The sequence below is a fragment of the Neobacillus niacini genome (assembly GCF_030817595.1).
In the GTDB taxonomy this organism is placed as follows: domain Bacteria; phylum Bacillota; class Bacilli; order Bacillales; family Cytobacillaceae; genus Neobacillus; species Neobacillus niacini_G.
Genome location: NZ_JAUSZN010000001.1, coordinates 3571313 through 3587613 on the forward strand (window position 1 = coordinate 3571313; position 16301 = coordinate 3587613).

General features: G+C 38.2%; 9 protein-coding genes and 1 pseudogene. 3 read left to right on the plus strand and 7 right to left on the minus strand.

What is annotated here, in order from left to right; translation table 11 throughout:
- Positions 1 to 35 precede the first annotated feature (35 nt).
- From QFZ31_RS17070 to QFZ31_RS17085, 4 genes are all read right to left on the minus strand, one after another.
- Positions 36 to 1571, minus strand: a complete 1536-nt coding sequence (locus QFZ31_RS17070) for an extracellular solute-binding protein (protein WP_307304877.1) — start codon at positions 1569 to 1571, stop codon at positions 36 to 38.
- 45 nt (positions 1572 to 1616) lie between these two features.
- Entirely contained in the window at positions 1617 to 2489 is an 873-nt protein-coding gene (locus tag QFZ31_RS17075; RefSeq protein WP_307304881.1) for a carbohydrate ABC transporter permease, read from the minus strand.
- An 8-nt stretch (positions 2490 to 2497) separates the two neighbouring features.
- Entirely contained in the window at positions 2498 to 3475 is a 978-nt protein-coding gene (locus QFZ31_RS17080; RefSeq protein ID WP_307304884.1) for an ABC transporter permease, read from the minus strand.
- 324 nt (positions 3476 to 3799) lie between these two features.
- Positions 3800 to 6070: a helix-turn-helix transcriptional regulator gene (locus QFZ31_RS17085; protein ID WP_307304887.1), complete on the minus strand. Its 2271-nt coding sequence runs from the start codon at positions 6068 to 6070 to the stop codon at positions 3800 to 3802.
- Positions 6071 to 6490: 420 nt separating this feature from the next.
- Between QFZ31_RS17085 and QFZ31_RS17090 the strand changes: the two genes are divergently transcribed.
- From QFZ31_RS17090 to QFZ31_RS17100, 3 genes are all read left to right on the plus strand, one after another.
- The gene (locus tag QFZ31_RS17090) at positions 6491 to 8920 is read left to right on the plus strand and encodes a M60 family metallopeptidase (RefSeq protein WP_307304890.1); all 2430 of its coding nucleotides are present in this window, start codon (positions 6491 to 6493) and stop codon (positions 8918 to 8920) included.
- Between the two features lie 84 nt (positions 8921 to 9004).
- The gene (locus QFZ31_RS17095; protein WP_307304892.1) at positions 9005 to 11464 is read left to right on the plus strand and encodes a M60 family metallopeptidase; all 2460 of its coding nucleotides are present in this window, start codon (positions 9005 to 9007) and stop codon (positions 11462 to 11464) included.
- A gap of 170 nt (positions 11465 to 11634) precedes the next feature.
- Positions 11635 to 12354, plus strand: a complete 720-nt coding sequence (locus QFZ31_RS17100) for a GntR family transcriptional regulator (protein ID WP_307304894.1) — start codon at positions 11635 to 11637, stop codon at positions 12352 to 12354.
- Between the two features lie 63 nt (positions 12355 to 12417).
- On the opposite strand, the pseudogene QFZ31_RS17105 reads toward QFZ31_RS17100, so the two are convergent.
- The 3 genes and pseudogenes from QFZ31_RS17105 to QFZ31_RS17115 all read right to left on the minus strand — a co-directional run.
- Positions 12418 to 12602: pseudogene (locus QFZ31_RS17105) on the minus strand (gfo/Idh/MocA family oxidoreductase); the annotation flags it as partial.
- Between the two features lie 40 nt (positions 12603 to 12642).
- Positions 12643 to 14388 carry a glycoside hydrolase family 35 protein gene (locus tag QFZ31_RS17110; RefSeq protein WP_307304896.1) on the minus strand — a complete coding sequence of 582 codons (1746 nt, stop codon included), beginning with the start codon at positions 14386 to 14388 and terminating at the stop codon, positions 12643 to 12645.
- A 26-nt stretch (positions 14389 to 14414) separates the two neighbouring features.
- Positions 14415 to 16271, minus strand: coding sequence for a glycoside hydrolase family 16 protein (locus tag QFZ31_RS17115; protein WP_307304898.1), 1857 nt, complete (start codon positions 16269 to 16271; stop codon positions 14415 to 14417).
- Positions 16272 to 16301: the final 30 nt, after the last annotated feature.

Below are 16301 nucleotides of genomic sequence, written 5' to 3' on the forward strand. Positions count from 1 at the left end.
CTAACACCTCAGGGTCATAGATCTAAATGAAGAGCTTAGCTATCTTGATAACGCTTATAAGCATCTTTGTAAACTTTGATATACTCTTTAAAGCCCATTTCATCTATTCGCTTTTTGAATTGTTCAAGATTTACTGGCTCTGATCCCATAATCCATTTTTGCACGGTTTCATCTTTATATGTCGTAATTTGCGTTCCAATATCTGTAAGAACCTTCTCTTCTTCCTCTGTAATTGTCAGGTTTGGAATTTGTTCTGCAAAATAATTCCCCTTTGTATATTCTTCGATCCCTTTCACCGCAATTGGATTCATCCAAAGCTTTTCATATTCAAAATCTTGATGGAAGGAGAACGGAACTTGAGCGCCGTAAGACCGTAAGTTTTCAACAATATTCCCATCATTCGCCTTTAACGCCTTGTCAGTAAACACCGGTTTACCTTCCTTGATTTCATAGGTTTCGCCTTCAATCCCATAGTTCATCAATCTTCGGCCTTCTTCACTATAGAAAAAGTCGAGATACTTAATAATTTTTTCAGGATCTTCGGCCTGTGAACTAATTGCAACCCCCAGATTATTTCCATAATCAGATCGTTTTGTCGGCTCAATTCGTTTACCTTCTGTATTTTCAGGCGGTGCCATCACCACAAAGTTGATGCCAGGAACAGAATCCTTTAATGCATCGTTATAACCTGCCGTACTTCCGGGATAATATCGGGATGACCCGCCAAGGTTATTACCTAACAAATATTCCCTCGCCTTTTTTCTAGTAAAAATTTCCTGATCAATTAACCCTTCTTTATACCATTTTGATAGGTTTTCCATTGCCGTTTGAAACTCCGCTTCATATGGTCCATATTTAATTTCGCCATTGTCAAGGTAAAGGCCATCGAAGGCTCCCCATAACGTACCCAGACCAAGGATATTATCCTCCGAAAAATAAGGGATTTCATCTTGTTTCCCATTCCCATTCGGATCCTGTTCTTTAAACGCTTTCAAAACGTTGTAAAACTCGTCTACCGTCTGTGGCATTTGAAGCTTGAGCTTATCGAGCCAATCCTGCCTCATAAAATACGTTTCCGCTACCAATCCATCAGAAATATATGGTACCATATACAACTTTCCGTCTGGTCCCTGATTAGCCTTTAAGAATCCTTCTTTCTCTTTTACATATTTTTGGATATTTGGAGCATGCTCTTTGATTAAATCATTCAGCGGCAGAAAAGCACCTTCTATACCATATTTATTTAAGTATTTCTTTTGACCGTGGACCAAATCCGGAATCTCACCGGATGCGATCATCAAGTTAAATGCCTCCGCACTGTTTGTCGACGACTTTGGTGCTGTTCCTTTTAAGGTAATTCCCGTCTTTTTAGCTGCTTCTTTAAAGGTGGCCCATTCGTCATTGAAAATAAAATAACCATTGGAAGCATGCATAAAGACCTTCAGTTCTTCGACATTCCCATCCTTTTTCGAATCCTTCTCTTTGTTGCTGGTGGAAGCCGCATCACTGCACCCGCTTGCTAACATCATCATACTTGCAAGTAAAGGAACCATTAGTTTTCTTTTCTTCATTTTATTACCTCCCACTTTCATGTTTTTACCTGCTAAATCATAAAATTATTCTTTTATTCCGCCAATCATTGTCCCTTTCACAAAATATTTCTGAAGGAAGGGATAAACCAACACAATTGGCAAAATCGACACAATGATAGTGGCATAAATAAACGTTTCCTGCGACATCGCATTTGCTGCATTCATCGATCCTGTCAATTCCTCATTTAAACTCATTTCAACAATCATTTTTTTCAGCAGAACCTGAAGCGGAATTTTGCTTTCATCATTCAACAGGATCATCGCCCAAAAGTAACTATTCCATTTACCAACAGCATAGATAAGTCCTACGGTCACTAAGGCGGGCTTGGATAGCGGTAAATAGATGTGCCTCAGGATTTGCAAATCATTGGCACCGTCCATTTTAGCCGATTCCTCTAATGAATCAGGAATGGATTGAAAAAAGGTTCTTAAGAGAATGACCAGAAAGGCCGAAACAGCAAATCCGACAATGATGCTTGTCCTTGTGTCCAGTAACCCCAATTCCTTAAAATTCAAGTAAGTTGGAATAAGCCCCGCACCAAACCACAAGGTAAACGCGATAAAAAAGGCGACAAAGGTCCTGCCCACAAGCCTGCTTTTCGACAGGGGATAGGCTCCGCAAATGGTCAACAATATACTAAACGCAGTACCGACTACGGTATAGAAAACGGTATTGCCATAAGCCTGCCATAACCCATCTTTCGCCAAAATAGATTTATAGGAATCAAGTGTGATGTCCTTTGGAAACAGTAACACTTCTCCCGTGATGACTGCACTGCCTGAACTAAATGAAGCGGAAAGGACGTATACAAAGGGATACAGGCAGACAGCTGAAAGCATAATTAAAATTACTGCAATAAAGCCCGAAGATAGTTTATCAGAAAAGGATTGCTTCATCTTATCACCTACCATAATCCAATGTTAGTCATTTTTTTACTTAATTGGTTGGCTACAACTACTAATATCAAGCTTACCACCGAATTAAACAAACCGGCCGCTGCCCCTACCTCATAGTTTCCGCCTTGAAGACCTGCCCGGTAGACATACGTGTTAATCACATCGGCCGTTTCATAGGTAGCTGGCTGGTATAACAGGATAATTGATTCATAGCCTACTTCTAGAAAGCTGCCTAGATTTAAGATTAGTAATATCATAATCGTTGGCAGCATGCCTGGAAGGGTGATGTGCCACACTTGCTTCCACCTGTTCGCCCCATCCATTTTTGCCGCCTCATAAAGGGCAGGATTGATGCCGGCAATGGCCGCTAAATAAATAATGGCACTATAGCCTACATCCTTCCATATCTGCATCGAACCAATATAGATGGTGCGAAAGAATTCCGGCATCGCGAGAAAGTTAATTTTCTCGCCGCCAAATTTTTCAATAAAAATATTAACAATTCCATTCGTTGGCGCCAGAAAATTGGTAACAATCCCTGCGATGATGACAACCGAAATAAAGTGTGGAAGATAAGTAATCGTCTGCACTGTCTTTTTAAACATCATATTCTTTACTTCATTTAACAGTAATGCGAGAATAATGGGTGCCGGGAAAGCAAAAATTAATCCCCAAAAATTGATCATAAAAGTATTCACTAGGTTTCTGATAAAATACTCACTCTGGAAAAAACGTTCAAAGTTTTCAAAACCAACCCAGGGACTTCCTGAAATCCCCTTAAATAAGCTATAATCTTTAAACGCAATTTGCAATCCGTACATCGGCTTGTAGGCGAAAATTAAATACCATAGAATAAATGGAATTAACATTAAATAGAGGTATTTATCGCGCCAGATAATCGTTTTTGCTGCCTGCAGCTTCACTGCAAGGTGCGATCGTTTTGCTGGAACAATCGTTTCTTTTACTTCTGACAATGGACTATTCAACTTTCAACCATCCTTCCTGCGTTTACTTCCAGTGAATGCGCTCTCTTTTATCCAAATGAAAATCCCCCTCCTTCTCTCTGTTAATTCTCATCATAAAAAACTAAGCGTCAGGTTTCTATCTTCATTTTTCAAGGTGTATACCCGAATATTCATCCAATTCAGAACAATCAAGTGCTGTTGCGGTTTTGTTACCTTCTATTTTGAAAGATTTGTAGATGCTCGTAATAATTGAATATACTTATTTCACCAATTTTTACTGTGTAAAGCAATATATCTAAAAAAAAGGCATGATCCGGATGATTAGATCCGGTCCATGCCAAAAAATTAACTACTTTTTTCATATTGTCCCGGCGGTAGTCCTACATATCTCTTAAATGTACGGATGAATGTGTTTACATTGTTGAAGCCTACCATTCCGGCCAGTTCCTTTATTTTTACCTCTCTGTTTTCTAAAATTTCTTGTGCTTTTAATATTCGGTATTTATTCAAGTAATCTTTATAATTTTCACCTGTATGATTTTTAAAAATGGTACTGATATAGCTGGAAGACAACCCAAATTCATCGGCGAGATCATGGAGAGAAATATCTTTTTCATAGTTTTGCTGAATATAATTCAAAAATTTCGTCGCTATCGACGTTTCTTCCTTACTCTCCGTCGTACTGATTTGAGTTAACAGCACAGAAAAGATCAAACGGATTCTCTCTTCTAATTGGTCTTTATCATGAATTTGCTGAAGCTCAAAATGAAAGGTGGAAATTTCATTACCGAAAATCTCTTTCGATGTTTTATTGGCCGCCTGCAATATTCGGTTTATCGTCCCTCTGATTGCAAACACAAATTGGGAAAGCGCATTCTTTGTCAGTTTCTTAGAATGTAAATTTTCTTCAAGAACACGATTCAGGATTATTTCCGCTTTTTCAATGTTTCCCTGAACACCTAGCTGAATTAAGCTCCGTTCGACTTCAAACGGAAAATAAAAGTTGTTCTGATCCAAATATTTAAAATCCTCGTATGAGAGGACTGTGTTCCGCTCCAAGGCGAATTTACTCTCTAAAATTTTCAGCGCACTTTCAAATGAATGATAGATATTTTCCAATTTTGCAACAGGCTGGCCAACAGCTGTAATAATATTAAGCTCTAATTCTTTGTTCATCGTCGAGAATAATAGTTCCAGTTTTGAAACAATATTTTCCACATCTTCCTGATGAATGATCAGCACGATTTTCTCATAGCCATATTCAAATAATTCACAGGCAAACATCGGCTCAATTTCTTTAATAAGAATGCCAAGGATCTGCTGCTTTACCGACAAGATCCCCTCTTTAGAAAGTCTTTCATGAAGTACGACATTGGAATCGACCTCAATCATGATGACCTTCAAATTCTCCTGTTTGACTTTTAGGTGAAAGCGGTTTAATTTCTCTGTAAGCTCTTTTGGATTCATGGGTCCTAAAACCAATTCATTGAGGAATTGCTGTTTGAGCGGCAGCTTATTAAGCTCGATGGTTTGCTTTAGATTTTCATTCATGGTGCTAATTTGATCGGTCGTACTTTTTATAAAGGAAAGTTCATCATTCCCTTCATATTTTTGGTATTGGGACAAATGATGTATGATATGTTGGATCGGCCGATACGTTCGATTCACAAAATAAGTTGCTAATAGTATTCCTGCTGCTAACAACGAAAGTCCGATCATAAAGGCTTTTACATACACCTCTTTCATCGCTGCAATCGAAGCTGGTTTTGGAGAAAAATAAACATAATTTAAATTACTGAGAATTTCAGATTGCGTAAGATGAATATCGTATCCAGCCTTTCCCGTCGTGATAGAGCCGTGTTCAAAACTAAGCTCATCCAATTTAGCTAATTCCTTAGGTTCAAGGATGTCCTCCACCTTGCCGGATTCTAAGTCGGTCTGCAAATATTTTATTTCATCCTTTGTTACCAGGCCAAAGCCTTCCTTGCCCTTTCCTTCCACAAAGGAAAAAAAGCTTTTTACATAAAAGGAAATAAAGAACAATGTTTCTACGTTATTAAAACTTGTTTCCTTTTTAATTAGAGTCAAATAATCACTATTATTTTCGTTCGATAGGATCATGACTTGATGTTTGCCATATTGCGGAGTTGATTTATGTACATAATTCTCTAATCCTGCAATATTCTTCTTAGAAAATCCTAATTCCTTAAAGAACATTTCTCTGTTCATGGTTGAATCTTGTGTGACGACTACGTTATCTGCAAGATTCAGGATCCCACTTTTATATTCAAAATTAGCAAATGCAGAATTATTGATTTTCAACTGTTTCAACACTTGCAGCATTCGGTAATAATAGTCTTCTTTTTGATTTGGACTAATGTAATCTTTAAATTCCTGGCTATTTTGCAATTGCATCAGAGCATTAAAAGCTACCTGGATTCTTGTATCAATACTTTTTTTTGCCTGCTCCAGCAAGATTTTCTGATGCTGGCTTCGCTCCTTTTGGTACACTTCACTGCTGTCCTTGTATAAAAGGAAGGTGGTAACGGAAGAAAATAAGATAATAAAAATACCGAAGTACATCAGCATCTGCCAAAATAATTTTCTTCTTTTCATTTTTACCTCCTAAATATTATTAACGTAACGAACTGTCAGATTTCCCTTAAAGTGCCGCCTTTTCACGAAAATATGTAGAATACGTACTAAAGAGAAATAGGCGGAATTTACCATTTTGTATTTTTTGAAAATTTAGAATTGATTTCCGCAATTGATGATGTTAACTTAGTTTACAGTGAAAACACTTACAAAAAAAAGTAACAGAGGAGGGTTCATTGATAAAATAGTAAGTTGCTTTTCATTAACGATTTGGGTGCTGAGTTGAAGTTACTGGTAATTATATCATAACATCCATAAGAAAAACTTACTAGAATACTATTCTTCAGGTTACCCTATCATTCTTTCATCTTGAGTCAATTATGACGTCTTTACTGGTAGTAACATCATTACAACATTACAAATGTAAGAGGAGGGTATAACGTGAAAAAAAATATAATAACAGTACTGCTCGCCGGTGGTCTAGCTGTAAGCTCCACTATTGTTCCCCTTGCCAACAATGAAGTACAGGCATTAAGCACTGTAGAAGCGGAGGAAATGAGCGAGTCTACTCAGGAACAGATAAAAAACGATTTGGCAAAGTTCTATAATGGGTTACAAGGATTTCCTAGTTACTCCAGTTCTCATGCAGGTGGTGTAAGTATCATCGGCGAGAATGCCTTTGCTGTTGCGATTAATCCCGAAACGGTTCCCATTCTTGGTGCGGCTAGATTTGGTAAAGGTAGAGTAGTTGCAGCGGGTATGAGTGAGTATTTTGATTTTACAAATACGGATTCAACAAAAACAGCTGTTGCTAGTAACATATTAAAATGGGTGACAGATAAGGATAAAGTCCTGCCCCCTCATTTAACCTACGAGGATGCTTTAAAAGGCAAAGGGAAAATTACGATGGTGACAAATAGAGAAATCCCAGTCAGTCCCGATTTGCCAATAGAGTTAAAACACGTAGATAATTTCTTATCCATTCATTTACACCCGTTAAAACACCAGGTTGTTTACGTTAATAATTTCCATCAGCCTTTATCAGACAAAGAAGTTCTAGCATTGCTTAATTATGTGAAGCAGGGAGGAGCGGTCATCTTTGGAGAAAAAGGCTGGGTAATGGAAGGTTATCCGAAAGAATGGATGGCGAATGAAAACAGTAAGCCAAACATTTCCGATTACGGAATTCAAAAGTTCCTCAATGAAGTCGGCCTATCGCTAACAAATATTACAGCAACCACAAAGACAGCAACACTGCCACCTTTCTCCTATGAAAAAACACAAAATTATTATGTTCCCGCACTTATTGATAAAGCAAAGGCGATTGAAAATGGAACATTGGATGTCAGCACCCTTGATATTGGTCCTGAAGGAGCAACATCAACGAAAAAGAAAGAAATTATTGCTCAAATTGTCAGTGGAACCATCGCCGGCTTAATAGATGGCCACCCTCTTCAGGAGAAAGTACTGTCTGATTTAAACCAGCTTACAGTCACATGGCCTTTTATTAAGAGCGATTACCCCTATTCAAGTGCACTTTTAGCCTATCAAGTGAACGAAGCAACCTTAGACCCAAATGGGGAAAAATCACCGTATGCCGACCATTTTCCTGGTCCAGTTCCACAGGATGCACCTTTGATCACTAACAAAGAAATACAGGTCGATTTTGATTATGAGGATCTTAGCCACTTAAGAATGGCATATCCCCCAGGGAACTGGATCAGTACAGGTCTTTATGCCCCTGCAGGAGGCATGATCACTATTGATGTCCCAGAAGGAATAGAGGATTTGTATGTTCAAGTCGGTTCCCACACTGATGTATTAACAGGAAAACCTACCTGGAGCCGTATGCCGGTGGTCGCCTTGCAACAAAAGCTTGAGCCTGGGACAAATCAAATAAAAAGCCCTTATGGGGGCCTTATTTATCTCATTCCTAAAAAAGCAAAAGCGAATACAAAATCTTCTATAAATATAAGCGGTGCCGTTTCGTCCCCTACCTTTGTAAAGGGACAAACATCGAATGAAGAGTGGCACAATACCGTTAAGAACAACCCGGCACCTTGGGGCGAACTCGTAGGCGAGCACGTTATTTTCACATTACCAAAGGAGTCTTTATTAACAATAAAGGACCCGGCAGCACTCGTAGAACAGTGGGATAACATTACAGCCAGCTACAATACTTTTGTCGGTATCTCACCTGAATTACCTGTCCCTCATAGAGGTCTCGATAGACAGCACCGATATGTGGCAGATGTTCAGATTAGCGCAGGCTATATGCATGCAGGATACCCGATGATGATTCCAATTGACCCAGCTGCTTCCCATGTAGTCGATCCAGAATTGGCATTGGTTAGAGGATGGGGGTTCTGGCACGAAATGGGTCATGAATACCAGCAAAACCCTTGGAAGTGGGGAGATATTACAGAAGTCTCTGTAAATATCTATACTCTTTATATCCAGGAAAAATTTACGGAGGTTCAAAGGCTGCTCCAAAAAAGTGCAGATGGGAAATCCCATTATGATAGAGCCTTTGAATTTATTGCCAATCCTTCCCCTTCGAAGAAATTTACAAACTTGGATGGGATGGATCAGCTGGTATTCTTTAAACAGCTTCAATTGGCATATGGCTGGGACTTCTATACAAAATTGCATCAAGCCTATCGTGAGCTTGATAGCAGTACGCTTCCAACAACAGACCAGCAGAAGAAAGATATGCTTTTATTTATGACTTCTAAAATAGCCGGCAAAAACCTTGTTTCTTTTTACCAGAAGTGGGGTTGGAGTCTTACAGAGGAAGGAATTCAAAAGGTGAATGCTCTAAATCTACCAGAACCTGAGGTTGCTGTTGAGACATTAAGAGAATACGAGTAACCAATAAAATCAATCATTTCATAAGTAGAGTCGATAGCTTATCCTATCGGACTACTTATGAAAAAAAATGAAAGTGGTGAAAAAATGATACCCCAAGTTAAGAAAATGATGTATTCATGCTTTTCCCTTCTCTTCTTAGCTGCGGCAACTGTTCCAGCATCAGGTGCTGCAGAAGTTCAGTCTCCCATCCAGACAAGTGTGGCTACAGCCCATTCAGTGGAGGAAGACTACCATTTTTTTATAAAAGATTTAGATGGAATCCCTGTTGTTTCTGGGAGCGGAGGTGTGGCTGCAATTGGTGAAGATGCTTTTCCTGTTATTGTCCCAGATGCAATCCCCAATATGGCAGTATCCCGGTACGGGGATGGAAAAATTGTGTTATCAGGTGATCAAAGATATTTTTCTTTACAAAATAATACGGAGCCGCTAAGCTTGCTCTCTCGTAATCTACTACTGTGGTTAACTGAGGAATCTGTTATTAATAATGGAAAGGGAACAAAATATACAGGAAGATATGAAGAAGCGTTAACAACTAACAAGACGTTAAAATTGATTACGACTTCAGAGGATTTAACGATTGACCCTTCTCTTCCCTTAGAAGTCGTTAAAGTAGACAAATGGGACAGAAGCACGTTAAACCCCAATAAATATACAGTTGCTTTGATCGATGAATCTGTTAAAGAAAGTGAAATTCCTATTCTTGAAAAATATATACATCAAGGCGGCAATATTATTGCCTCTATTAACGGTGGTAATCTAGAAGGCATTACAAGAAATACACCTGTAGAAAAAAGAGCAACGCTCGGAAACTGGAGAGGAATCCGGATTAGCGAGCATTACCCTGTCCAGAATCTGTTAAATAGGACTGGTTTATCTCTGCTTAATATAAAAACCAATTCATCAGGAACGTTAAATCATATAACTCCCGATACCATTAAGGAAAATCACTTTTTAAATCGACTAAAACAAGGAAAGGAAATTGAGGATGGCGTTTTAGGCTATGAAGATATTAATCTTGGCCCTGCTGGTACAGATAACGAAAAAAAGAAAAACCTTTTACTAAGTGTCTTAACCGAAACCCTGGAAACCATCACAAAAGATTCTCCACTGTATGATTGGGCGATTAAAGAAGCTGCCACATATGGTAAAGTTCAGTTTCCTATTAAAAAGGGAGAAATGCCCTATCGTAATTCTTTATTAAACTTTCAATTTACTCATTTCACCATTGATGCAGGAAATGAAACGTCACCTTATGCTGATGAATTTCCAGGAAAAGTGTCTGAAACGGCACAACCTGTTCAGGACAAAAAAATATCTATTAATTTGGGAAACCCTGACCTTATGTACACTCGTGCTTTACCAAGCAAAAACTGGATGAGCACTGGGCTGTATGCACCTCCAGGAAAAGACATAACCATTAAAGTACCTAAAGGTGTTGAAAATGTTAGTGTCCAAATTGGCTCACACGATGATGAATTAAATGGATTGTCAGAGTGGAAAAGGGTGCCGAATATTGTTCACTTTAAAAAACTCACTCCTGGAACCAATGTGGTCAGCAGCCCATACGGTGGTTTAATTTATTTTATTCCCATGATGACTAATACTCCCGATCAGCAAGCGGATTTTTCCATAAGCGGTGCCATCGAAGCACCCTACTACGAAATTGGGAAGACCACCGAACAAGAATGGCAAAAAATAAAGGCAAGAGGTGCCACTGCCCCGTTCGGTGAATTAAAAGGAGAAAAACTCATTATAACCCTTCCATCTGAATACTTATTGGAACTGGAAGATCCCGGGCGAATCATGTCACTATGGGATGATATTATTACGGATTATGATCGACTCGCAGGGCTGGATACACAAAAAGAAATGCCAAATAAAAGATATCCGATCCCCTTCCGTATTGTTTTGGATAAACAAATTAAAGGCGGATTAATGCATGCTGGATATCCTATCATGGTGCCAATTGAATATGGTTCCACTAATTATGCGGCTTCCATACTGGATGAATCCTATATCAAAAATAATGCTTGGGGATTCTGGCATGAAATCGGACATGAGTATCAGCAGGCCCCGTGGACTTGGGGAGATCTTGGAGAAGTGACAGTCAATCTTTTCTCCCTTCTTACACAAGAAAAATTCAATAACCCCTCACGTCTATTGGTCGAAACCAATGGAAAAGACTCATATGACAGAGCTTTAGAATTTGTCATGGATTCAAATCCTGATAAGCTTTACAAGCAATTAGGAAACTTTGAAAGACTCGTTATGTTCCAGCAGCTTAGAATGGTTTATGGTTGGGACTTTTTTACGAGCATCTTTACAACTTATAGAGAGATGCCAGATGATCGCCTCCCAGCAACAAATCAGCAAATGATCGATACTTTTGTGACGATTGCTTCCAAAACAGCTGGAGAAAATCTGGTAGACTATTTTTCCAAATGGGGAATTTACTGTTCGAACAATACTCAAGCCCTCATTGAATCGTTACATCTGCCTAAACCTAAGACTGAGATCTGGCTAGTGAGAGAAGAGAAAAAATAATAGGTAAAGCAGTACATTAGTGAAAAAGAGCAATGTCATTTTTAAGACATCGCTCTTTTTTACTGCGCTAATTTTCTGACTTTACAGAATGAGAATGGAATACTAAAGTCTTTCAATGTATAATTAGTGTATTCGAAAATAGATTAAATTAACAGAATAAGGAGTAATATATGATGATTAAAGATCCAAGATTACCCCTATATTTTCAATTGATGGATACCCTCCTCGAAAAAATTGAACTTGGAGAACTGAAAGAGTATGAAAAGCTGCCATCTGAAAGAGAACTCTGTGAATTATATAAGGTTAGCCGGACCACAGTCCGCCAAACCATGCAATCTTTAGAACGGGATGGATATATTTATAAAGTACATGGGAAGGGAAGCTTTGTCTCTCCCAAAATATATAATCAAAGCCTAGTCCAATTTTATAGTTTTACCGAAGAAATGAAGAAAGCAAGAAAAAAACCCTCTACCCAAATACTCTCCTTCGAACGGATTATTTGTGAGGATAACATTGCAAAAAAAATGAACTTACCAGAAAATTCAAATGTATATAAAGTGACCAGGCTGCGATTAGCAGATGATGAACCAATGCTTTATGAAACTTCTTACCTCCCGGTCTCTCGTTTTGAAAATTTAACAAAAAATCAGTTAGAAAATAAGCCGATGTATGAAATTTTCCGTGAATCTTATAAGGTAACGATTACCAGGGCGACGGAAACGTTCAAAGCAGTATCCACACGATCGATTGAAGCTGAATATCTTCAAATAATTGAAAATACCCCCAGCCTCATGCTTGAGCGTACAACCTATGAGCACGATTCCATTATTGAATATACTGCTTCAATCGCTAGAGGTGATAAATTTTCATATACAGTAGAGTTGAAATAATAGATGATCTTCCATGTCCCTCACATCGAATAAAGCACTCAGCGTGACTGGCACCTAAATTGGCAGCAGCAGTGAGGTAGTGTTTTTGGCGGTCCATGCCAGTCATGATCGTAGTAATAGCCGCCTAACCCGACAAAATGCCTTACCCAAACGGCTTTAAGGTCGCCAATTACACCCGAGTCGATAATCTCTTTCATCGTTTGATACATGCTCATATAGCGCATATTGAAACCAACCATTAAATGTTTTCATGCTTGTATTCACTCTTTGATACATTTTGTAAATGCATTATCCTAAATCAGGTTTATCAACAAACCTTGCACTTTCTTGATGGCCATGTAATTCAAGTACCACAATTTCATTTACTCCCAGATGCAAAAATGGAGCTGGAACATATAATGTTTGCTGTGGACCTATCTCCCAATAACGGCCAAGATTATGCCCATTCACAAAGACAACACCTTTCGTCCATTCAGATAAATCTATGAAAGTATCTGCCACTTCATTTACTTTCAATAGACCTCGATGGAAATATGGATGATTTTCTTTCGCCTCTTCACAAGTGAACTTCAATTGGCTTAAATCATTTAAAGGTAAAGGATGTACTGTCCAATCAAACAAAAATTGGTTGCCTAATCTTACACCTTCTGTGATTCCTTTATAATCCACAAGGAATGGCCCATAATTAATACGTCCCATATTTTCTACTATGATCTGCAGTTTTGTTTCTCCCTCAGTGATATCAACATCAATATGGGAGCAACCGCCTATTCGCTCGACTAATCCAACAAATTCACCATTCAAATAAATCTGACCGCGATCATGAACATCTTGAACTGTCAATGTTTGCTTACCGTAAGCACCCTTAATAACTGTTTCATAGACAATAAATCCATAAGCCTGCCCATACTCTTCCATTGTTAAAGGCGTTTGGCTCTGCTTTGGATTAGAAAGTTGCTTCAACGAATCAAGCAATGCTGCACGTTCCGTAAATTGGATCTCTCCGTATTGTTTTTTCAGTGTAGGAGCCGGTAATTTCATCTCGGGCAAATCAATGTATTTTTCAAATACTTTACGTACAGCAAGGAATTTGTCTGTAACATCTCCCGATTCTGTTAATAAGCCATCATAATCATAGCTGGTAATGGTAGGTTGATAGATTGCTTCATTATGATTTGCTCCATTGAAAAAGCCAAAATTTGTCCCGCCATGAGCCATATAGAAATTTACTGAGGCATTTTTCTGCAATATTTCCTCTAAAGTCTCTACAACACTTTCTGATGATCTTGTGTGATGCTCCTCACCCCAATGATCAAACCAGCCATGCCAAAATTCCATACACATTAACGGAGCGCTCGGCTGATGGCGTTTTAATTGTTCAAACGCTGATTCCGCCCGGGATCCAAAGTTTACGGTTTCCAACACATCTTTAATCATCCCTCCATGTAACATGCTTGGTGCAGGCCCATCAGAAGTGAAGAGAAGCTCATTACCGACTCTTTTTTTAACGCTGTCATGCATATATTGCAAATATTTTTGATCATTCCCAAAACTACCGTACTCATTTTCGATTTGTAATGCAATAATTGGTCCCCCATTTGAATATAACAGCGGCCGTAAACGTTCAAATAGTACATCGAAATATGCATCTACTTTTTCCAGATACGGTTTATTGAAACAGCGTAATTTTATATTAGGCACTGTCATTAGCCAATAAGGAAAACCGCCAAATTCCCACTCTGCACAGATATACGGACCGGGTCTAACAATAACATGAAAACCTACCTTTTCAGCAGTTCTTATGAAACGCTCAATATCAGCGATGCCCTCAAAGACAAATTGCCCTTCCTCCGGTTCATGTAAATTCCAGGCAACATATGTTTCCACCGTATTAAAGCCGCATTCTTTTAATTTAATTAAACGGTCTTCCCAGTATTCCGGCACTGTTCTAAAATAATGCATGGCCCCGCTTAGTAAGCGAATTTCTTTGCCATCCAATAAAAATGATTGTTGATTATAGGTTAATGATGACATACTGCACCTTCTTCCGTGGACTTATTTTATTCATTTCCCTTTACTAGTTTGATTAATTGTTGTCCATAAATAGTATTATCCAGTATATACCTGCCATTTTTCTCTTTTGCTTGAAAATCCGATATCGCTTGAACAAATATATATCTACTGTCTTTTACTGAGCTAGTTACATTCAACACACCGTTCTCGGGATGAATAGAAATACCTTCCGAACTTAATGTATCCAAGATAGTGGTTCCTTCCGCCAGTTGCCACCTTAAATTTCCATCCATTGTCTTTCCATATTGATCCATTAGTTTTGCAGTAAATTTTGTTTCTATTACCCGTGTTCCCGCAGGTTTCTCAATTTCCACAAGTTTATTATGTGGAACAATTTGGACAAACTGAGTCCTTGATGGTTCATCAGACACTTTTACATGAAAAACCTTCTTAACTTTTGGATTAGATTTCACTTTCGAGGTTATAAATAGATCCGCTTCCTTATACACTTGATTGGTTATGGTAATTTTACCAGTCTCTTTATCAATGGACGCCCCTGGAATTTCTTTTGATTTCTCTCCTGAAATGAAATCTGAGAATTGCCAAAACAGGGGTACATCTCGTAATGGTTTGTCAAATTGATCCAGAACGATTGCTTTTAACTGGAATGTCTTTTTTATCGAACCAGTAGGTTTTTCAATTGAATGAGGCATTTCAGATTTATCGAATATAATGTCATTTGCTTTTACAGGTTCATCTTTTTTGTAAATTCTAAAATAATCGATTGTAAATTCCTTTGGGAAAATTTTATTTGCTTTACCCATCCCCCCTTGAGGATATAATCCTAAGAAAGTCATCATTCTATAATCAAACGTACGATTAGTGGCCTTAACTAACTGATTATCAACATAAAATTTAGTACCATTTTCATCCCATTCATATCCATAAATATGAAACTCATTACCAGGATCAAATTTAAGTTTCGTTTCAGGTACATGCAAGTACTCCAGGCAGGTACTTCCATTTGCATGTATAACTGGTCTCCATGAAGTTAAATCGTTCAAACCAATTTCTATAATATCGACTTCACCTGTTTCATTAGATGAACGCACATCAGTAACCGTAGGGTCATCTATTTGCGGATTAATATTTTGGTCATCCTGTACACCAATCATCCACCAAGCCACATGGCTTCCATCTCCTGTATCAGGCAATTTGGCGCGAATTTCAAAATAACCATACTTTGTTGCTAAACCATCGTATTCAGGAATAATTCTACTAAATTCGTTTTTATTTTCTCCAAATCTATGAAGATAGGTCTTTTCAAAAGAAGTAATACTTGAATTTTCATTTCGATCAAATGGACTCCATTGCTTTGAATCAGTATCAGCCCTTATGATGATTACACTGTCTTCGAATATATAGTTTGTTTTTGATTGAACATCATCAGACCAATTCCTTAAATATTGATTTACCCAGACGGAACGATTTAAGATTCCGCTGTCAAAGTCATCATTAAAGTAAAGCTTCCACCCCGCCTTTTCTAACGGATTAGGTGGAGTATCTTTACCTGAAGTATGAAACGTCTTCACTTTGGTCATTCCAAATATACCCCGATCCTTTGTATACTTTGCAACGACACTAAAAGTAGCAGCTTCAGCTTCAGGCTCAATAATTAACAACCCTTCTTTGTCAATTGATATTCCTTGCACCTTTGGATGGAGGGACCAAGTAATATGTTGTAAATTTATTTTAGTTTTATTCTTTAATACAGCTTTTGCAATGAATCGTCTTTTTGTATACCCTGATATTGGAATCTTTAACATTAGCAAATTAGGCATATCCTTTTCTCGATCAACGATCTCAATTCTATCGATGCTTTCAAATACATAATCGTCTGCCATATTACACCTCATCACAGCATTTTTGTTTAC

Excerpts from the sequence above, each read along its gene's own strand:
- QFZ31_RS17070 (WP_307304877.1), bottom strand. The coding sequence starts at position 1,571 with ATGAAGAAAAGAAAACTAATGGTTCCTTTACTTGCAAGTATGATGATG.
- QFZ31_RS17075 (WP_307304881.1), bottom strand. The coding sequence starts at position 2,489 with ATGAAGCAATCCTTTTCTGATAAACTATCTTCGGGCTTTATTGCAGTA.
- QFZ31_RS17085 (WP_307304887.1), bottom strand. The coding sequence starts at position 6,070 with ATGAAAAGAAGAAAATTATTTTGGCAGATGCTGATGTACTTCGGTATT.
- QFZ31_RS17095 (WP_307304892.1), top strand. The coding sequence starts at position 9,005 with ATGATACCCCAAGTTAAGAAAATGATGTATTCATGCTTTTCCCTTCTC.
- QFZ31_RS17100 (WP_307304894.1), top strand. The coding sequence starts at position 11,635 with ATGATGATTAAAGATCCAAGATTACCCCTATATTTTCAATTGATGGAT.
- QFZ31_RS17110 (WP_307304896.1), bottom strand. The coding sequence starts at position 14,388 with ATGTCATCATTAACCTATAATCAACAATCATTTTTATTGGATGGCAAA.
- QFZ31_RS17115 (WP_307304898.1), bottom strand. The coding sequence starts at position 16,271 with ATGGCAGACGATTATGTATTTGAAAGCATCGATAGAATTGAGATCGTT.